This window comes from Roseococcus pinisoli (genome assembly GCF_018413645.1).
GTDB classification, from domain to species: Bacteria; Pseudomonadota; Alphaproteobacteria; order Acetobacterales; family Acetobacteraceae; genus Roseococcus; species Roseococcus pinisoli.
The window spans coordinates 1,189,754-1,207,302 of the sequence record NZ_JAHCDA010000001.1 but is presented as its reverse complement, the minus strand read 5'-3'; the positions used below and the strand labels follow the sequence as shown (position 1 = coordinate 1,207,302).

Annotated in this window: 17 protein-coding genes and 1 tRNA gene; 8 read left to right on the top strand and 10 right to left on the bottom strand. The window is 69.8% G+C overall.

What is annotated here, in order from left to right:
• Window positions 1–52: 52 nt before the first annotated feature.
• Together accD and KHU32_RS05870 are read left to right on the top strand one after the other, a co-directional pair.
• Window positions 53–925, top strand: coding sequence for an acetyl-CoA carboxylase, carboxyltransferase subunit beta (accD, locus tag KHU32_RS05875; RefSeq protein ID WP_213669070.1), 873 nt, complete (start codon window positions 53–55; stop codon window positions 923–925).
• Complete coding sequence (locus KHU32_RS05870) at window positions 925–2,226, top strand: bifunctional folylpolyglutamate synthase/dihydrofolate synthase (RefSeq protein WP_213669069.1); 1,302 nt, start codon at window positions 925–927, stop codon at window positions 2,224–2,226. Before accD ends, KHU32_RS05870 begins: the two co-directional genes overlap by 1 nt.
• A 52-nt stretch (window positions 2,227–2,278) precedes the next feature.
• Here KHU32_RS05870 and KHU32_RS05865 read toward each other — a convergent pair whose 3' ends face one another.
• The 6 genes from KHU32_RS05865 to KHU32_RS23415 are packed head-to-tail and all read right to left on the bottom strand — an operon-like array spanning window position 2,279 to window position 6,830.
• The gene (locus KHU32_RS05865; RefSeq protein WP_213669068.1) at window positions 2,279–3,115 is read right to left on the bottom strand and encodes an SH3 domain-containing protein; all 837 of its coding nucleotides are present in this window, start codon (window positions 3,113–3,115) and stop codon (window positions 2,279–2,281) included.
• A gap of 56 nt (window positions 3,116–3,171) precedes the next feature.
• Window positions 3,172–3,546, bottom strand: a complete 375-nt coding sequence (locus KHU32_RS05860) for a DsrE/DsrF/DrsH-like family protein (RefSeq protein WP_213669067.1) — start codon at window positions 3,544–3,546, stop codon at window positions 3,172–3,174.
• Window positions 3,543–4,340: a HesA/MoeB/ThiF family protein gene (locus KHU32_RS05855; protein WP_213669066.1), complete on the bottom strand. Its 798-nt coding sequence runs from the start codon at window positions 4,338–4,340 to the stop codon at window positions 3,543–3,545. The genes KHU32_RS05860 and KHU32_RS05855 overlap by 4 nt, the downstream gene beginning before the upstream one ends.
• 17 nt (window positions 4,341–4,357) lie before the next feature.
• A complete protein-coding gene (gene dut / locus KHU32_RS23020) occupies window positions 4,358–4,795 on the bottom strand; it encodes a dUTP diphosphatase (protein ID WP_347265508.1) in 438 nt (145 codons plus the stop codon).
• Window positions 4,792–5,973 carry a bifunctional phosphopantothenoylcysteine decarboxylase/phosphopantothenate--cysteine ligase CoaBC gene (gene coaBC, locus KHU32_RS23015; protein ID WP_249680569.1) on the bottom strand — a complete coding sequence of 394 codons (1,182 nt, stop codon included), beginning with the start codon at window positions 5,971–5,973 and terminating at the stop codon, window positions 4,792–4,794. The genes dut and coaBC overlap by 4 nt, the downstream gene beginning before the upstream one ends.
• A 20-nt stretch (window positions 5,974–5,993) precedes the next feature.
• A complete protein-coding gene (locus tag KHU32_RS23415; protein WP_347265523.1) occupies window positions 5,994–6,830 on the bottom strand; it encodes a DMT family transporter in 837 nt (278 codons plus the stop codon).
• A 95-nt stretch (window positions 6,831–6,925) separates the two neighbouring features.
• On the opposite strand from KHU32_RS23415, the gene KHU32_RS05840 reads away from it, so the two are divergent.
• A complete protein-coding gene (locus KHU32_RS05840) occupies window positions 6,926–7,327 on the top strand; it encodes a hypothetical protein (RefSeq protein WP_213669064.1) in 402 nt (133 codons plus the stop codon).
• Window positions 7,328–7,335: 8 nt separating this feature from the next.
• On the opposite strand, the gene folD is transcribed toward KHU32_RS05840, so the two are convergent.
• Both folD and KHU32_RS05830 read right to left on the bottom strand, forming a co-directional pair.
• On the bottom strand, window positions 7,336–8,175 hold the full coding sequence (folD, locus tag KHU32_RS05835) for a bifunctional methylenetetrahydrofolate dehydrogenase/methenyltetrahydrofolate cyclohydrolase FolD (RefSeq protein ID WP_213669063.1): 840 nt from the start codon (window positions 8,173–8,175) through the stop codon (window positions 7,336–7,338).
• A 37-nt stretch (window positions 8,176–8,212) separates the two neighbouring features.
• On the bottom strand, window positions 8,213–8,554 hold the full coding sequence (locus KHU32_RS05830; RefSeq protein WP_249680568.1) for a YggT family protein: 342 nt from the start codon (window positions 8,552–8,554) through the stop codon (window positions 8,213–8,215).
• 135 nt (window positions 8,555–8,689) lie between these two features.
• Between KHU32_RS05830 and KHU32_RS05825 the strand changes: the two genes are divergently transcribed.
• Window positions 8,690–8,765: transfer RNA gene (locus KHU32_RS05825), tRNA-Ala, on the top strand.
• A 67-nt stretch (window positions 8,766–8,832) separates the two neighbouring features.
• On the opposite strand, the gene KHU32_RS05820 is transcribed toward KHU32_RS05825, so the two are convergent.
• A complete protein-coding gene (locus KHU32_RS05820; RefSeq protein WP_213669062.1) occupies window positions 8,833–10,929 on the bottom strand; it encodes a catalase in 2,097 nt (698 codons plus the stop codon).
• A 299-nt stretch (window positions 10,930–11,228) separates the two neighbouring features.
• On the opposite strand from KHU32_RS05820, the gene KHU32_RS05815 reads away from it, so the two are divergent.
• The 4 genes from KHU32_RS05815 (at window position 11,229) to feoB (ending at window position 14,978) form a co-directional block, all read left to right on the top strand.
• Entirely contained in the window at window positions 11,229–12,128 is a 900-nt protein-coding gene (locus tag KHU32_RS05815) for a hypothetical protein (protein ID WP_249680567.1), read from the top strand.
• 113 nt (window positions 12,129–12,241) lie between these two features.
• Entirely contained in the window at window positions 12,242–12,733 is a 492-nt protein-coding gene (locus KHU32_RS05810; RefSeq protein ID WP_213669061.1) for a YciE/YciF ferroxidase family protein, read from the top strand.
• Between the two features lie 83 nt (window positions 12,734–12,816).
• Window positions 12,817–13,086, top strand: a complete 270-nt coding sequence (locus KHU32_RS05805; protein ID WP_213669060.1) for a FeoA family protein — start codon at window positions 12,817–12,819, stop codon at window positions 13,084–13,086.
• Window positions 13,083–14,978, top strand: coding sequence for a ferrous iron transport protein B (feoB, locus tag KHU32_RS05800; RefSeq protein WP_213669059.1), 1,896 nt, complete (start codon window positions 13,083–13,085; stop codon window positions 14,976–14,978). The genes KHU32_RS05805 and feoB overlap by 4 nt, the downstream gene beginning before the upstream one ends.
• A 166-nt stretch (window positions 14,979–15,144) precedes the next feature.
• Here feoB and KHU32_RS05795 read toward each other — a convergent pair whose 3' ends face one another.
• Window positions 15,145–17,523 carry a TonB-dependent receptor gene (locus tag KHU32_RS05795; protein ID WP_213669058.1) on the bottom strand — a complete coding sequence of 793 codons (2,379 nt, stop codon included), beginning with the start codon at window positions 17,521–17,523 and terminating at the stop codon, window positions 15,145–15,147.
• Window positions 17,524–17,549: the final 26 nt, after the last annotated feature.

Sequence of the window (17,549 nt, the reverse complement as noted above, 5' to 3'; positions counted from 1 at the left end):
GCGCGAAACCAAGCGCGCGGGGCGCGTACCCGGCGCCTGAGGGCAAAGACATATGAACTGGATTTCCGAGTGGGCGCTGCCCAAGATCAAGACGCTCTTCGGCTCCCGCGAGGTGCCGGAGAACCTCTGGCATAAGTGCCCCGAATGCGAGCAGATGATCTTCCAGACGGATCTGGACAAGAATCTGCGCGTCTGCCCGCATTGCGGCCATCACATGCGGCTTTCCGCGCGCCAGCGCCTGGACGCCACCTTCGATGAGGGCTGGCAGAAGATCGAGCTGCCCAAGGCCCCGGCCGACCCGCTCCGCTTCCGTGACCAGCGCCGCTATTCCGAGCGCCTGCGGGACGCCCAGGCGAAGTCCGGCATGGACGATGCCGTGGTCGTCGGGCACGGCACCGTCGAGGGGCAGCGCGCCGTCGTCGCCACCTTCGAATTCGCCTTCATGGCGGGCTCCATGGGCGCGGGCGTGGGCGAGGCCCTCGTCACCGCCGCGCGCCTGGCGGTGCTGCAGGACGCGCCGCTGATCGTCTTCGCGAGCTCGGGCGGCGCCCGCATGCAGGAGGGCGCGGTGAGCCTGATGCAGATGCCGCGCACCGTGATCGCGACGCAGATGGTCAAGGATGCGGGCCTGCCCTTCATCGTGGTGCTCTGCGACCCGACGACCGGCGGCGTCACCGCCAGCTTCGCCATGCTGGGCGACATCCAGATCGCCGAGCCGGGCGCGCTGATCGGCTTCGCCGGCGCGCGCGTCATCGAGCAGACCGTCCGCGAAGTGCTGCCCGAGGGCTTCCAGCGCGCGGAGTACCTGCTGGAGCACGGCATCCTCGACATGGTCGTGAAGCGCGGCGAGATGAAGGAGACCCTCGGGCGCCTCATCCGGCTGCTGCGGGATTCTGAGGGAGAGCCCGTGCCGGCGGCGGCCTGATGTCCCGCTCGGAAGAGATCATCGACCGGCTGCACGCCCTGCATCCGGTCCTCATCGACCTCAGCCTGGGCCGCCTCCAGAAGCTCCTGGCGAAGCTCGGCCATCCCGAGCGGAAGCTGCCGCCGGTGGTCCATGTCGCCGGCACCAACGGCAAGGGCTCGACCTGCGCCTTCCTGCGCGCCATCGGCGAGGCGGCCGGCCGGCGGGTCCATGTCTATACCTCCCCGCATCTGGTGCGCTTCCACGAGCGCATCCGCCTCGCGGGCCGGCTCGTCGCCGAGGAATTCCTCGTCGCCGCGCTCGAGGAGGTGGAGGAGGTCAACGGCGCCGACCCCATCACCGTCTTCGAGATCACCACGGCCGTGGCGCTGCTGCTGTTCAGCCGCGTGCCGGCGGACATGCTGGTGCTCGAGGTCGGCCTCGGCGGGCGCTACGACGCGACCAATGTGGTGCCCGCGCCCGCCGTCACGGCGATCACCAGCATCTCCATGGATCACATGGATTTCCTGGGCGACACGCTGGAGAAGATCGCCTTCGAGAAGGCCGGCATCATCCGCTCCGGCATCCCCTGCGTGACCGGCCGGCAGGAAGAGGCGACGCTCGGCGTCCTCTCCGCCTGCGCGGCGGCCCTGGGCACGACGCTCCTGGCGCGGGACGGCGAATGGAGCATCGAGCGGAGCGACAGCGGCTTCCTGTTCCGCGATGCGAAGGGCACGCTGCCCCTGCCGCCGCTCGGCCTGCGCGGGGCGCACCAGCCCGACAATGCCGGGATCGCCGTGGCCGCGATGCGCGCCTGGAACCCGATCTGGCTCACCGACGGCGCCCTTCAGCGCGGCGTCGCGGCGGCGGAATGGCCGGCGCGGCTGCAGCGCCTGCAGGGCGCGCTGGAGCCGCCCGCCCCCTGGGAGCTCTGGCTCGACGGCGGGCACAATGCGGGGGCCGGCGCGGCCCTGGCCGAATCGCTCGCCGAGTGGCGGGACAAGCCGGTGCACCTCGTGGTCGGCATGAAGCAGGGCAAGACCGCCGCCGGCTTCCTGGCCCCCCTCCTGCCGCTCGCCGAGAGCGTCTCGGCCGTGCGGGAGCCGGGGCAGCACCTGGCCATGTCGGTGGAGGACATCATCGAGGCCAGCGGCGGCGTGGCCCGCCCGGGGCCCGACGTGCGCTCCGCCATCGCGCGGATCATGGCGGAGGGGAAGCCGGGACGAATCCTGGTCTGCGGCAGCCTCTACCTCGCGGGCGAGGTGCTGAAGCTCGACGGGGGCGCCCTGGCCTCCGTGTCGATGGGCGCCGCGGTCTCCTGAGCCGCGCGAGGTTCCGGATCGGGCGGCGCGCCGCCCGGCCGGGAAGCCGCCGCTACTTGATCTCCTCGTCCGGCATCACGCCGAAGATCTCGGACCGCTTGATGTAGCCGCGGCGGTCCTGCACCTGCACCTCGCACCAGGCGCTGCTGCCGTCGCAGCCGCGGATGCGGCCGATCACGCCGGGGCGCAGGCGCGCCACGGGCGCGGCGCCATCCTCGGCCCGGCGGCGAAGCTGCACCTCGCCCCCCGATTCGCCCCGCACGATGAAGGTCCGGCGCCCAGGCTGCAGGTTGGAGGCGGCGAGCCAGCCTTCCGTCCCGTCCGGATCGCGGATGCGGCGCCACTGGTCGTGCTCGCGGATGATCTGCACCGGCAGGTCGGCGCGCTGGTACCGCCATTCGACCGGGAAGCGGCGGTCGGGACCCACGCGCAGATTCACGTCGTTGGAGCGCAGTGCGGCGAAGCGCGGCATGGGCAGGCCGGTGACGGTGCCGATGGTCTGCTGAGGCTCGGGCACCGGCTCGGGCGAGGGCGCCGCGGCGGCGGAAGCGGCGGCAGCCGCAGCGGCCGCGGCCGCCGCAGCCTGGGCGGCCGTGCGGCGCTGGGCGGCGGTCTGTCGCTGCGCCGCAGGTGCCGCCGCCGGCCGCTGGGCGGCCGGGCGCTGTGCGCGATTGCGCGGCGTCTGGGAATTCGGGGCGGCAGCCTGGCGCGCCGGCGCCGCAGGGCGCGTGGCCTGCGCCGGCCGGGCGGGCGGCGTGGCGGCGGCGGCGGCGGCGCGTGGCGGCGCGAGCGCCTGCGAGCCTCCCAGGCTGGATTGAGCAGGGGCGGAGTCCGGCATGCCGACGGCACCGGCGAGCGCGAGAAGCGCGATGGTGAAACGGGCCCTCATCCCCCTTCGATGCCGCGCCGGACCGCGCCGGGTCAAGGCCCCAGAAGGAGATGTGGTCAGAGCGAAATGACCTGGCCGGCCCCCACGGCGCCGAGGAAGGTGACGATGCCCGCGACCTCGACCCCCTCCGCCAGCGCCTCCGCCGTCAGCGATTCGACGCGAAGCCCGGCCTCGCAGGCGATCATCCGGATGCCGAGCGCCTGCGCCGCCTCCATCAGTATCGCGATCGTCGCCACGCCCGACTGGGCCAGGACCTCTTCCCGCTCCTCCGATTCGAGGGGTGCTGCCTTGAGCAGCAACCGGCAGCCCGCATTGGTGGCGAAGATCGTGACCGGCCGGCCGATGGCCGAAGCGGCCGTCGCCATCATCAGCGCGTAATGGCCGCGCTCATGCCCGCCGGAGAGCAGCAGGATCCCGAGCGGCTGGCTCACGGATAGGCCGAGAGGTCGCGAATCGAGGCATTCTCGCCGCAGAGGGCGCATTCCAGGTCCCGCCGCAGCTTCACGGTGCGGAAGCGGGCGTCCAACGCGTCCCAGAGGAGCAGGCGGCCGGACATGTCCTCGCCGATGCCCATGATGATCTTCAGCACCTCGGTGGCCTGCAGCGTGCCCATCACGCCCACCACGGCGCCGAGCACGCCCGCCTGCGAGCAGCTGGGCACCATCCCCTCCGGCGGCAGCTCCGGGTTGAGGCAGCGGTGGCAGGGGTGCGGCGGGCCCTCATGGGCGCGGAAGACCGAGAGCTGGCCCTCGAAGCGCAGCACGGCGGCGCTGACCAGCGGCTTCTTCAGCAAGTGGCAGGCATCGCCGACGAGAAAGCGCGTGGGGAAATTATCCGTGCCGTCGCAGATCACGTCGTATTGCGGGAACAGCTCCTCCGCGGCGGCGCGATCGAGGCGGCGGGTATGGAGCTCCAGCCGCACGTCGGGATTGAGGTCGCGCAGGGCGACCGCGGTGCTTTCCGTCTTGTACTGGCCGATGCGCGAGGTGGCATGGGCCACCTGCCGCTGGAGGTTCGAGAGCTCCAGCTCGTCATGGTCCAGCAGCCCCAGCGTGCCGACGCCCGCCGCCGCGAGATAGAGCGCGAGCGGCGACCCCAGCCCGCCCGCGCCCACGATGAGCACGCGGGCGGCGCGCAACTTCGCCTGGCCGATCGCGCCCACCTCCTTGAGGATGATGTGGCGCGAATAGCGATGCAGCTCGTCTTCGGTGAAATCGAGGTCCATGGGTGGGGATATGGGGCTTACTGGCGGCCCGTCGAGCCGAAGCCCCCGCCGCCGCGCTGCGTCTCCGGCAGGACGACGACTTCCTCCCATTGCGCCCGCGTCACCGGCGCGAAGACGGCCTGGGCGATGCGGTCGCCGCGGGCGATCTCGAAAGGCTCGGAACCGGTGTTGAGCAGGATCACGCCCACCTCGCCGCGATAATCCTCGTCCACCGTGCCGGGCGCATTGGGCAGGGTGATCCCATGCTTGAGGGCCAGGCCCGAGCGCGGGCGCACCTGCATCTCGTAGCCTTCGGGCAGCGCGATGCAGAGGCCGGTCGGCACCAGGGCACGGCCACCGGCGGGGACGGTCATCGCCTTCGCCGCCAGCAGATCCATTCCCGCCGCGCCGGAGGTCGCATAGGTGGGAAGCGGCAGGCCCTCGGCATGGGGCAGGCGCTGAACGAGAACCTTCACTGGAAATACTCCGCCACGCGCGCGGCCAGTCGGGCCGCCACTTCTTCCTTGGGCATCCTGGGCCAGTCCTCGACGCCGGCGGCGCTCACCAGATGGACGGTGTTGTCGCCGCCGCCGAAGACGTCGCCCGAGACGTCGTTCGCCACGATCCAGTCGCAGCCCTTGCGGGCCAGCTTCTTCTGGGCGTTCTCGATCACCCGCTCGGTCTCCGCGGCGAAGCCGACCACCAGCTTCGGGCGCGCGGTATGGGTCGAGATGGTCGCCAGGATGTCGGGATTGAGGGCCATGGCCAGCGTCGGCGCGCCCGCGCCCGGCTCCTTCTTGAGCTTCTGGCTCGCCTCCTGCGCCACCCGCCAGTCGGCCACGGCAGCGGCGAAGATGGCAGCATCGGCCGGCAGCGCGGCCTCGCAGGCGGCCAGCATCTCGCGGGCGGATTCGACGGGCTTCAAGGTGACGCCCGGAGGCGCGGCCAGGCTGGTCGGCCCGCTCACCAGCGTCACGCGGGCGCCCTGCGCCGCCAGGGCGGCGGCGATGGCATAGCCCTGCTTGCCGCTGCTGTGGTTGGAGATGTAGCGAACCGGATCGATCGGCTCCCGCGTCGGCCCGGCCGTGACGAGGACGTGGCGGCCCTTCAGCGGCCCCTCGGCGAAGAGCGCGCGGATCGCCTCCAGCATCTCCTCCGGCTCGGACAGGCGGCCGGGGCCGCTCTCGGGCTCGGCCATGGGCCCCTCGCCCGGCCCCACGAAGCGGATGCCGCGCCCCGCCAGCAGCGCCACATTCGCGGCCGTCGCCGGATGGGCCCACATGGCAGGGTTCATCGCCGGCGCGGCCAGCACGGGGGCCCGCGTCGCGAGCAGCACGCAGCCCGCCAGATCCTCCGCCAGGCCCTGGGCCATCTGCGCCAGCCGGCTCGCCGAGGCCGGCGCCACCACCACCGCCTCCGCCCAGCGCGCCAGGCGGATATGGCCGATCTCGGCCTCGGCGGCCCATAGGTCGTCGGAGACGTGCTCGCCCGTGATGGCCGCCAGCGCCTCCTTCGTCACGAAGCGCGCGCCGCCCGCGGTCAGCACGGCACGGACGGTGGCGCCCTCGGCGCGCAGGAGCCGCACCAGCATCAGCGCCTTGAAGGCGGCGACGCTGCCGGAAACGACGAGAAGAATCTTTCGGCCATGAAGCATGCGGGCAGCCTAGGCCAGGATCAGCGCGCGCGGAACATGAGCAGCAGCCCGGTCAGGGTGATGGCCCCGCCCAGCACATCGCCCCAGGCCAGCCGCTCGCCGAGCAGGGCCCAGCCGATCACCGCCGCGACCGGCGGCGCCATGAGCTGCAGCGCCGCCGCGTTGGAGGCGCCGAAGCGGCGGATGACCACGAAGAACAGCGCATAGCCCAGCATGCCGACCAGCAGCCCCGCATAGAGCATCGCGCCAATCACGGCCGGCGTCGCCCGGGTGGGCACGGCCCCGCCCCAGAGCGCCACCAGCCCGGCGAGCACCACCGCGGCCACGGCCGTCTGGAGGAAATTCGTCGACCAGGGGTCCACGCGCCCCCGGGCCGGGGCGAAGGCCAGCACGCCCAGCGCCTGCAGCAGGGCGCCCAGCAGCGCCAGCCCGATTCCCCAGGCCTCCGCCGCATCCATGCCCTCGGCCGAGCGCAGGATCCCGAGCGTGGCGACGCCCAGCCAGCCGAGGGCCAGCCCCACCCAGCCCATCGGCGCCATCCGCTGGCCGAGCAGGCGCGCGCCCATCGCGACGAAGAGCGGCGAGCTCGCCGCCAGCAGGGCCACCAGGCCCGAGGGGACATGGGCGGAGGCCACCCAGGCGCAGGCGAGGTAGCCGCCCATGCCGAAGGCGCCCATCGCCACCACGCTCCAGCGGTCGCGCCCCTGGGGCATCGGCGCCGCGCGGAGGCGGACGACCAGCCAGAGCAACGGCAGGACGGCGGCGAAGCGGATCAGCAGCGCCCAGAGCGGCGGCCATTCGAGCGCGATGATGCGGGCGGCATTGAAGGCCGAGCCCCACATCAGGACATAGGCAATGGCGAGAAGGAGGTTGATGACAGGCGCCCGGCTGTTCCGCCTATCCTGCCGCCCGACATCAACGGCGTCGAGCTGGGGGACCGATGGGCTGGATCATGGGCCTGATCCGAGGCCTCTGGAACATCTCCCAGCGGAGCTGGGTGGATATGGGCGGCGGGCTCCGGCCCGGCAGCCATGCCTCGCGGCTCCACCTGTTCCTGGTGCTCGTCTTCCTGGTGATCGGCCTGGCGCTGGTGCTGCTGGGCTTCGACCTGGCTGCCGTGGACCGCTGGCTCGACGCCCGGGCTGACGGGTTCGATCTCGTCGGGACGCTGCTCTTCAAGGCGCTGCTGGCCGTGATCCTGCTCTTCTGCGTCCTGGGCGCCGGCGCCGTCCTGTACGGCCGCTTCGCCCCGGGCGAGGAGGATCGGCCCGGCTGGGGCGTGACGGCGGGCGCGCTGAGCGGGACGCTGATCCTCGGCTATCTCGCCTGGGTCGGGCTGATGGACCCGCTTTAGCCCCGCGGTCAGCCCCGCCGGGCGATCGCGGCCTCCAGCGTGTTCTCGAGCAGGCAGGCAATGGTCATGGGGCCCACGCCGCCGGGCACCGGCGTGATGGCGGCCGCGCGAGGCAGCGCCTCGGCATAGGCCACGTCGCCCTTGAGCTTGCCGTCCGGCATGCGGTTGATACCGACATCGATGACGATGGCGCCCTCGCGCACCCAGTCGCCGCGGATGAGCTCGGGCCGGCCCACGGCGGCGATCAGGATGTCGGCGCGGCGGCACTCGCCGGCCAGATCGGCCGTGCGGGAATGGGCGATGGTGACGGTGCAGTCCGCCGCCAGCAAGAGCTGCGCCATCGGCCGCCCCACGATCTGGCTGCGCCCCACCACCACGGCACGTGCGCCGGGCAGCTTCGCCTTCGCCTCGGCCAGCAGGTGCATAGCGCCGCGCGGCGTGCAGGGCACGAGGCCGGGCAGGCCGGAAGCGAGCTTGCCGGCATTGATGGGGTGGAAGCCGTCCACATCCTTCGCGGGATCGACGGCGGCGATCGCCTTCTCGGCGCGGATATGCTTGGGTAGCGGCAGCTGGACGAGGATGCCGTCCACCTCCGGATCGGCGTTCAGCGCGGCGATTTCCTCCAGCAGCTGCGCCTCGGTCGTCTCCTCCGGCAGGTGCCGGGTGCGGGAGGCGAAGCCGGCCTGGGTGGCCGCGCGGTCCTTGTTGCGGACATAGACGCCGCTGGCGGGGTCCTCACCCACGCGCACAACGACGAGGCCCGGCTTGAAGGAGAGGGCCGCGACGCGTGTGGCCAATTGGCCGCGAAGCCGTTCCGCGATCGCCTTGCCGTCCAGAATCTGCGTCACCGCTTCAGCCCCCTCGCCAGTCGCATCCGAGATGGCGTCAGAAATACAGCCCGCCGCGGATCATGTAGCCCCGGATGGCGCCCACCAGCAGCATGCAGGCCTGCACCAGCAGCATGACGACGAGGGGCGAGAGATCCACATTGCCGAAATTCGGCAGCCGGTTGCGCACGGGCCGCATGGCGGGCTCCGTCACGCGATAGAAGAAATCCGAGAGCGCCCAGACGAAGCGGTTCCGCGTGTCGAGGATCCCGAATCCGGTCAACAGCGACAGGATCGCGGCGATGAGGATGGCCCAGAAGAAGAGGGTCAGGCCGGCCTGGATGAGGAAGAACAGGGCATCGAGGATCATCGCGGGGAAGCGCTCCGGTTGCGACGGCATCAGTGGCCCTTGTCGCGGAAGGCCGTCCCCGGGGCAACCCCGCATTCGCCGGGAGGGGTGCTTGACACCCGCCCAGCCATCGCGCAAAACCCGCCGCCTCGGGAGCGCTCAATACGCGACCGGGTGGTGTGATGCGGGGCTGTAGCTCAGTTGGTAGAGCGCGTCGTTCGCAATGACGAGGTCAGCGGTTCGATCCCGCTCAGCTCCACCACCCCTCTCCCGGCTTTCCGACAAAGTTGAATCCCGCCAGAGGCTCGCCCCCGACGGGTATTGGTGCCCTAACCCTTGGGCGCCTCGCGCTCCCAGAACCGCAACGCGCGACAGGCGCGGACGAAGCCCGGCACGTCGCCCGCGGCTTTCAGCTCAACGAAGCCCTTGTCGGGCGTCATCAGCCCCGCGCTCTTGAAGAGCGTTCTCGCCGCGGCGGTATGGGCGATGAACTTCGAATGCGCATAGGCATCGCTCACGAAGCCCTTCGCCGCCGGATTATCCGCCAGCAGGACCGCCCCTTCCTCTGAAGGCAGCACCGCCACCGCGTCGAACAGGACGGAGGGCCCGCCCGCCACCGCGTGATGCGCGGGCAGATGGGTCCCGTCGCTGGCGGTGATGCCGCCGATCTTCGGGGCCACAAGCTCGAGTACGGCGCCTTCCGCCTCGACGGCCTTCTGCAGCGCCTTCAGGAGATCGATCTCCGTCCCGTCCGTGACCAGGGCGCCCACCTTGCGTCCTTCGAAGCTCGGCGGAGGGTTTCGGAGAATGCTCAGGGCCTCGGAGGGCGGCTGGTCCACCGGGGCGCGGGCCGGCGCCGAGGCGGGCGGCAGCTCCATGCCGAGACCGGCCGCGACCGCTTCTGCCAGCTCCGCATCGACGTTGCGCAGATTCCCGACCATGCGCGCGCGGATGCCCGGCGTCTCGACCTTGCTCAGCTCGAAGACGAAGGCATTGATGATATGCGCCTGCTCGACCGGGGTCTGGCTCCGGAAGAACTGCCGCGCCTGGCTGTAATGATCGGCGAAGAGCGCGCCGCGCTCGCGGATCTTGGGGCCTTCCTCCTCGGTCGCGAAGCCGCGATGTCCCAGCGCAGGTGATTCGCGGGGGCCCGCCTCGGGCTGGCTCCAGGAATTGGGTTCGTAATTGACCCGGCCCTTCGGGTTGCGGAAGGCCATGTGACCGTCCTGCTGGAAATGCGCGAAGGGACATTTCGGCGCATTGATCGGCAGATGCGTGAAGTTCGGCCCGCCGAGGCGCTTCAACTGCGTGTCGAGGTAGGAGAAGTTGCGCCCCTGCAGCAGCGGGTCGTTCGTGAAATCCACGCCCGGCACGACGTTCTGCGTCATGAAGGCGACCTGCTCGGTCTCGGCGAAGAAGTTGTCCACGACGCGATCGAGGACCAGCCGGCCGACGCGGCGCACCGGCACCAGTTCCTCGGGGATCAGCTTCGTCGCGTCGAGCACATCGAAATCGAAGCTGTCGACGAATTCCTGGTCGAAGAGCTGCAGGCCGAGCTCCCATTCGGGGAAGGCACCGGTCTGGATCGCATTCCAGAGGTCGCGCCGGTGGAAGTCGGGATCGGCGCCGTTCAGCTTCACCGCCTCGTCCCAGACGATCGACTGCAGGCCCAGCCTCGGCTTCCAGTGGAACTTCACGAAGGTGGATTTCCCCGCCTCGTTCAGCAGCCGGAAAGTGTGGACGCCGAAGCCTTCCATGAAGCGGAAGGACCGCGGGATGGCGCGGTCCGACATGGTCCACATGAGCATGTGGGTCGATTCCGGCATCAGCGACGCGAAGTCCCAGAAATTGTCGTGCGCCGTCGCCGCCTGCGGGAAGCCGCGATCGGGCTCGTCCTTCGCCGCGTGGACGAGGTCGGGGAACTTCATCGCATCCTGGATGAAGAAGACCGGGATGTTGTTGCCGACGATGTCCCAGTTGCCCTGCTGCGTATAAAGCTTGACCGCGAAGCCGCGCACATCGCGCGCGAGATCCGCCGAGCCCTTGTTGCCCGCGACCGTCGAGAAGCGGACGAAGGCCGGGGTCTTCTCGCCGACGCGCTGGAAGATGTCCGCCTTGCAGATGTCGGCGAGCGATTCATGCAGTTCGAAGAAGCCGTGCGCGCCATAGCCGCGGGCGTGCACGATGCGCTCGGGAATGCGCTCGTGGTCGAAGTGGAAGATCTTCTCCCGGAAGTGGAAATCCTCCAGCAGCGCCGGCCCTCTCGGACCGTAGCGGAGGGTGTTCTGATCATCCGCGACGGGGCCGCCCTGCGCCGTGGTCAGCACGGGCACGTCGCCGCCCGCTTCCTGATGAAGTTCGCCTCCGGCACCGTGGCGGGAGGCGGGAGCGGCGTCGGATTTCGTCGGAGTGCGGCGGGTCGGCATGCGGGGCTTCCTCCTCGGCAAGTAGGGGGAACGCGCCTTCGGCGGATTTGTCGCAAATGCCCCCAAACATCGTGCCACGACGAGGGAAGGTTTCCCGGCGGCAATACGCCCGAAGGTCGTGATAGCGCGGCCACATCTCGCGAAGTCGCCACGCCACGGTGCAACTCCTGACAGCCCTTGCCGTTTGCCGAGAGGAAATACTTCAACAGGAGGCGACCATGGGACGCGGCATTCTTTTATGGCTTCTCGGCGTGCCAATTCCGATCATCATCATTCTCGCCCTGATCTGGCACTAGGCCATGTCAAGCAGCACCTATGATCCGGCACGGCCGCGCACAGGCGCCGTCGTGGTGGGAGACGCCGCAGCTCCCGAGCAATCCGCAGTCTCCTGGGCGGCCATCATCGCGGGTGCCGTTGTCGCCTGCGCGGCTTCGCTCATCCTGATCGCGGTCGGCGCGGGCCTCGGCTTCTCGTCCATCTCGCCCTGGCATGACGAAGGCATCTCGGCCGGCACGCTCGGGCTGATGACGGTGGTCTGGCTCATCGTCGTGCAATGGGTGGCCTCGGGCGTCGGCGGCTACGTGACCGGCCGTCTGCGCACGCGCTGGCTGTCCGTGCATCACGACGAGGTCTTCTTCCGCGACACGGCGCATGGCCTGCTGGCCTGGGCCATCGCCACGCTCTTCACCGTGGGCCTCCTGGCCTCGGCGGTCACGGGCGCAGTGAGCACCGCGGGCCGGGTGGCCGGTTCGGTCGGCGAGGGTGCGACGCAGGTTGCTTCCAGTGTGGCCGGCGCCGTGTCGCCTTACGACATGGACACGCTGTTCCGCTCGGCGCAGCCCGGCGGCACCAACGCTCCCAATCCGAACGGCGAGACCAACGAGCAGGCGACGCAGGAGGTGATGACCATCGTCGCCAATGCGATCTCGACGGGCCAGCTGCCCGCGGGCGACCGCGACTACCTCGCGCAGCTGGTGGCCGCGCGGACCGGCGTTTCGGTGGATGATGCCCGCACGCGCGTCGACCAGACCTTCACCAAGGCCCGCGAGGCGGCGCAGCGTGCGCAGGAGGCGGCGGACACGGCCCGCAAGGCCGCGGCCAAGCTGGCTCTCTTCACCGCGCTCGCCATGCTGATCGGCGCCTTCGTCGCTTCGGCCGGTGCGGCCTATGGCGGCAGCCTGCGCGACGATCATCACTGATCGGATTGTTGCGCGACAGAACGCGCCGGCGGGTAACCGCCGGCGCGTTTTCTACGAAGTACCCTGAAGCGCCGCGGGATTTTGCCGCGCGGCGCCGCAGCCGGAAAAGATCCATGCCTTCCCTCGACAACCTGTTCCTGTCGGTCCTCCGCGAAATCCATTTCGCCGATCAGCAGGTGCTGAAGGCCCTGCCCCGCATGGCCCGCGCCGCACACCACGACGCGCTTCGCGGTGCATTCGAGCGCCAGCAGGAGGTCGCGCAGGAACGGCAGGAACGCCTTCGCGGGGTCTTCCGGATGCTGGGCAGCGCCGTCTGCGGCGACAGCTCGGACGCGATGCTGGGCCTGCTGCAGGACGGCGAATACCAGCTCTCGGAGATCGACGAGCCCGCTCCCCTGCACGATGCCGGCCTCATCGCCTGTGCCCAGGCCGTGGCCTACTACCAGATGGCGCGGTACCAGACCCTGGTCACCTGGGCCAAGGCCCTGGCGCGGCCCGATATCGCCCTGCTTCTCGATCGTGCCTTCCACGAGGAAAAGGCGACCAGCGATACCCTCGCCCGCCTCGCCGCGCAGGTACTCGGCCGGGGTGCCCTCGCGGCATAGCGGACCTGCGTGAGCATGCGGCGCGAATAATTGCAATCGACTAGCAATCGCACCAAAAAGACCCCGCCTAACACGGGTCCAGCATGTCCCTCCTCATCACCGCACATCTCGGTTCCGCCCGGCCCGGCTTTCGCGGCCGCATCCTCGGCCTCCGTCCACTTCCCTCAGGCGGCCTGGATCCCGAGGAGCTCGAGCGGCGGCTGATCGAGCTCGGCTTCGTCGAGGGCGCGCTGGTGGAGATCCTCCACCAGGGCCTCTTCGGCGGCGACCCGATCGCGATCCGCCTGCAATCGGCCACCATCGCCCTCCGGCGGCGCGAGGCAGCCGCCATCCTCGTCGAGCCCCTGACATGAACGAGCTTTCCGCCACGCAGCAGGGCTTCTCGGTCGCCCTGGTGGGCAATCCCAATTGCGGCAAGACCGCGCTGTTCAACGCGCTCACCGGCAGTCATCAGCGCGCGGCGAATTATCCCGGCGTCACCGTCGAGCGGAAGGTGGGCACGCTGGCCACGCCGGGCCGCCGCCAGGTGCGCCTGACCGACCTGCCCGGCACCTATTCGCTCCGTGCCCGCAGCCCCGACGAGGCCATCACGCGCGACATCGTGCTGGGCCAGCGCCGGGGCGAACCGCGCCCGGACCTGCTGGTCTGCGTGGCGGATGCTACCAACCTGCGCCTCGGCCTTCGCCTGGTGCTGGAGCTGAAGCGCACCGGCGTGCCGCTGCTGCTCTCGCTGAACATGATCGACATCGCCCGGCACCGCGGCATCGAGATCGACCTCGAGCGGCTTTCCGCAGAGCTCGGGCTGCCGGTCGTCACCTCCGTCGCCGTGCGGCGCGGCGGCACCGCCGCCCTCCTCGCGGAATTCGACAGCCAGTCGGCACGCCGGCCCGAAACCCCTTCCTCGCCCTGGACCGCGCCCGATGCGGCGGAGCTGCGCGCCCTCCAGCGCGAGGCCGACCGCCTCGTCGCCGTGGCCGTCCGCGTGCCGGACCGCCGCGACGCGCTGACGCGCCGGTTGGATTCGGTGGTGCTGCACCCGGTGGGCGGCATCGTGGTCCTGCTCGCGGTGCTCTTCCTGATGTTCCAGGCCGTCTTCGCCTGGGCCGAACCGGTGATGGACCTGATCGACGGCAGTTTCCAGGCGCTGGGCGTCCTGGTCGGCTCCCTCCTGCCGGAGGAAGGCTGGCTCGGCCTGCTGCGCAGCTTCCTGCAGGACGGGCTGATCGCCGGCGTGGGCGGCGTGCTCGTCTTCCTGCCGCAGATCCTGATCCTCTTCCTCTTTATCCTCCTGCTGGAGGATTTCGGCTACATGGCGCGCGCCGCCTTCCTGATGGACCGCATCATGGGCGGCGCCGGGCTGCATGGGCGCGCCTTCATCCCGCTGCTTTCCAGCTTCGCCTGCGCCATCCCCGGCATCATGGCGACACGCGTGATCGACAACCGGCGCGATCGCCTGGCGACGATCCTGGTGGCGCCGCTGATGACCTGCTCGGCGCGCATTCCCGTCTACACGCTGATCATCGCGGCCTTCATCCCGGACCAGAAGGTCTGGGGCTGGATCGGCCTGCAGGGCCTCGTGATGTTCGGCCTCTATGCTGTGGGCATCCTGAGCGCGCTGGGCATGTCCTTCGTCTTCCGTCGGCTGCTCTGGCGCCGGGAGGCGAGCGATCCCTTCATGCTCGAGCTGCCGGACTACAAATGGCCCCGCGTGCGCGACGTGGCGATCGGGCTCTGGCAGCGCGCGCGCGCCTTCCTGCGGCGCGCCGGCACCATCATCCTGGCGATGATGATGGTGATCTGGTTCCTCTCCTCCGTCCCGCGTCCGCCCGAGGGCGCGACGCAGCCGGCCATCGAATACAGCTTCGCCTATTCCATCGGCACCGCCGTGGAGCCCGTGCTGCGCCCCATCGGCTTCAACTGGCAGATTGGCGTCGCGCTCATTCCCGGCATGGCGGCGCGCGAGGTGGCGGTGGCGGCCCTCGGCACGGTCTATTCGATCGAGGCGTCGGACGATGATTCGGCCGAGCTCGGCAGCGCGCTCTCGGGCAAATGGTCGTTGGCGACGGCGCTCGCCTTCCTCGCCTGGTACATCTTCGCCCCGCAATGCGCGGCGACGCTGGCCGTGATCCGGCGCGAGACGGGGAGCCGCGGCTGGGCCTGGTTCACCTTCGGCTACATGCTCGTGCTGGCCTATGCCGCCGCCTTCGTGACGTTCCAGACGGCGAGTTTCCTGGGCGCGGGATAATGGCGCCCCGATAAGGCGGTCTCACCGCACGCAGGACGGGCTCCCTGGAAGGAGCCGCACTTGATCGACCGTATTGTGGATCACCCGAGAGTTTCACGCCCGTCAGTGACGGCAAAGGCGTCGAGGGGCGACAGATATCGTCGTGCCCTTCGGCCGCCTGGCACGATCAGAAATCCGCGCTGACCGCGAACAGGAAAGTCCGGGGCGCGCCACGATAGAGCGAGCTCGACATCCAGTAGTTCTTGTCGAACAGGTTCTCGATATTGGCATGCAGCGTGATCGGGCCACGTGTCGTCTGGAAGCGGTAGCGGGCGCCGATGTCGAACCGCGTCCAGTCGGGAATGCGCTGGGTGTTCTGCTGGTTCAGATAGGCCGACGCGGTGTGAATCACGCGGCCGGAAAGGGTCAGCCCGGGCACGAAGGGCGTGTCCCACTCGCCGCCAAGATTGAGGCTCCAGCGCGGCGCATTCACCGCGCTGCGGCCGTTCAGCGCGCCACCCGCCGTGCTGGTCAACTCGGCTTCCATGTACATGGCGCCGCCCAGCAGACGCACGCCGGGCCAGGCCTCGCCGAAGGCGTTGAACTCCAGGCCACGGTTCCGCTGCTCGCCGTTGGAAACGAAGAAGTTAGTGGCCGGATCGGTGAAACTGCTGGGCCGGGTGATCTGGAAGGCCGCCAGGGTGGTGGTGACGTTGCCCCAATCCACCTTCACGCCGACCTCGTACTGATTGGCAACGAAGGGGGCGAGGATCTCGCCCGCATTGCGCGTGCCGGCCGGCGCCATTCCACCCTGGCTCAGGCCCTCGATATAGTTCGCGTAGACTGAGACGTTGCGCCAGGGTTTCACCACAAGACCCACGACCGGCGTGAGCGCATCCTGGCTGTACGCGGCCGTGCGTACGCCACTGACCGCACTGTAGCTGCGCGAGCGGACGTATTGCTGGCGCAGGCCCGCCGTCACGTTCACGCGCTCGTCCAGGAAGGACATCGTGTCCGCCACGGCGATGCTGGTCATCGCAAGATAGCCCGTACGCGGAATGCCCGGCAGGATCGGCAGGTTCGGCCGGGACGTCAGCCTCGGTGAATAGATGTTGGACGAGAGGGGCGACAAGCTTGCCCCGACCACGCCGGAGGTCTGCTCGACATAGGTGCCGGCCAGGCTCAGGCGATGCACGACCGGCCCGGTCTGCACGCGGCCGCGGATTCCGACCTCTGAGCTGATCGCATCGTAGTATTCGTTGTTGTAGATCGCGTTCTCGGTGAAGGCGCCGTTGCCCTGAAGGTTCTGACCGAAAGGCAGGATGTATTGCGAGGTGTAGTGCCGCCCGCCGAAGGCGCCATAGGCCGTGACATCCTGCGCGATGTCGTATTCGCCGCGCAGCACGCCATAGACCGCATCGCTGTTCCAGAATGTCCAGGGCTGGTACATGCTGCGCGTCGCATTCGGCGCCGTGGGTGGGCGCGGGAGATTCGCGGCAAGGCCCATCAGCCCCTCGGTGCCCTGCTGACGCTCCTGCTGCCAACCGATGTCGAGCGAGAGGCGGGCACGATCGCCGCGCCAGTCGAAGCCGCCGGTCACCTCGCCATGCTGCTGGGAGGTTCGGCTGTAGTCGCCATCGCGATAGACGCCGTTGATCCGCGCACCGAAGCGGTTGTCCGTGCCGAAGCGCCGGCCGACGTCGAAGGCGCCTCCGAAATTTGAGCCGGAAATGTAGTTGGCGGTAACGCGCGTGAGCGCGATGTCGTCGGCCCGCTTCGGAACGAGATTGATGGCGCCACCGCTCGCGCCGCTGGGCGACATGCCGTTCAGCAGAGCGTTCGGCCCGCGCAGCACTTCCACACGCTCGGCCGAGGCGACGGAACCGCGCCAGAAGGGCAGAATGCCGAAGAGCCCACCGAAGGCCACATCCTGATTGGCCACGGAGAAGCCCCGCATGTTGAAGACCTCGCTGCCGTTCGAGACGGGCGAGACCATACGGACCGAGGGCTCATTGATCATGAGGTCAGCAAGGCTGCGCGCCTGCGTGTTGCGGATGGTTTCGGCCGTGTAGTTCGTGGCGCTGAAGGGCGTGTCCATGATCGAGCGATTGCCGAGCAGGCCGAGTTGTCCCCCCGTCGCGACCTGGCCGCCCGCATAGGGGCGCGGAAGATTTCCGATCATCGCCGTGGAGGGCGCGGCCTGCCCCGTCACCTCCATCTGCGGCAGGCTGACGGCGCTCTCGGGTCCCGGAATCGGCTGCAGCCGCACCACGTTGCCACCAGCAAGGCTATGCATGAGGCCGGTGCCGATCAGAACGCGCTCCAGCGCCTGGGATGGGGTGAGGCTGCCTGAAGCGCCGGGGGAGGTGCGGCCCTCGGCCAGCGCGGCGTCATAGACGATCTGCAGCCCGGTCTGCCCGGCGAGGCGGTTCAGCGCCTGAGCGAGAGGCCCCGGCGGTACCGCGATGGCAATCGCCGGCGCAACCGTCTGCGCCTGCGCAAGCACGACGCCTCCCCCGGCGAGCAGCGTCGTCCCCAACAGTGCGACGCGCAGGGCGAGTCCCATCCGACTGCGCCAAGCGGCGGCCTGAT

Excerpts from the sequence above, each read along its gene's own strand:
- KHU32_RS05810 (WP_213669061.1), top strand. The coding sequence starts at position 12,242 with ATGCCTTCCCTCGACAACCTGTTCCTGTCGGTCCTCCGCGAAATCCAT.
- KHU32_RS05840 (WP_213669064.1), top strand. The coding sequence starts at position 6,926 with ATGGGCCTGATCCGAGGCCTCTGGAACATCTCCCAGCGGAGCTGGGTG.
- feoB (WP_213669059.1), top strand. The coding sequence starts at position 13,083 with ATGAACGAGCTTTCCGCCACGCAGCAGGGCTTCTCGGTCGCCCTGGTG.
- KHU32_RS05805 (WP_213669060.1), top strand. The coding sequence starts at position 12,817 with ATGTCCCTCCTCATCACCGCACATCTCGGTTCCGCCCGGCCCGGCTTT.
- coaBC (WP_249680569.1), bottom strand. The coding sequence starts at position 5,973 with ATGCTTCATGGCCGAAAGATTCTTCTCGTCGTTTCCGGCAGCGTCGCC.
- accD (WP_213669070.1), top strand. The coding sequence starts at position 53 with ATGAACTGGATTTCCGAGTGGGCGCTGCCCAAGATCAAGACGCTCTTC.
- KHU32_RS05870 (WP_213669069.1), top strand. The coding sequence starts at position 925 with ATGTCCCGCTCGGAAGAGATCATCGACCGGCTGCACGCCCTGCATCCG.
- KHU32_RS05815 (WP_249680567.1), top strand. The coding sequence starts at position 11,229 with ATGTCAAGCAGCACCTATGATCCGGCACGGCCGCGCACAGGCGCCGTC.
- KHU32_RS05830 (WP_249680568.1), bottom strand. The coding sequence starts at position 8,554 with ATGCCGTCGCAACCGGAGCGCTTCCCCGCGATGATCCTCGATGCCCTG.
- KHU32_RS05855 (WP_213669066.1), bottom strand. The coding sequence starts at position 4,340 with ATGGACCTCGATTTCACCGAAGACGAGCTGCATCGCTATTCGCGCCAC.
- KHU32_RS05865 (WP_213669068.1), bottom strand. The coding sequence starts at position 3,115 with ATGAGGGCCCGTTTCACCATCGCGCTTCTCGCGCTCGCCGGTGCCGTC.
- KHU32_RS05820 (WP_213669062.1), bottom strand. The coding sequence starts at position 10,929 with ATGCCGACCCGCCGCACTCCGACGAAATCCGACGCCGCTCCCGCCTCC.
- KHU32_RS05795 (WP_213669058.1), bottom strand. The coding sequence starts at position 17,523 with ATGGGACTCGCCCTGCGCGTCGCACTGTTGGGGACGACGCTGCTCGCC.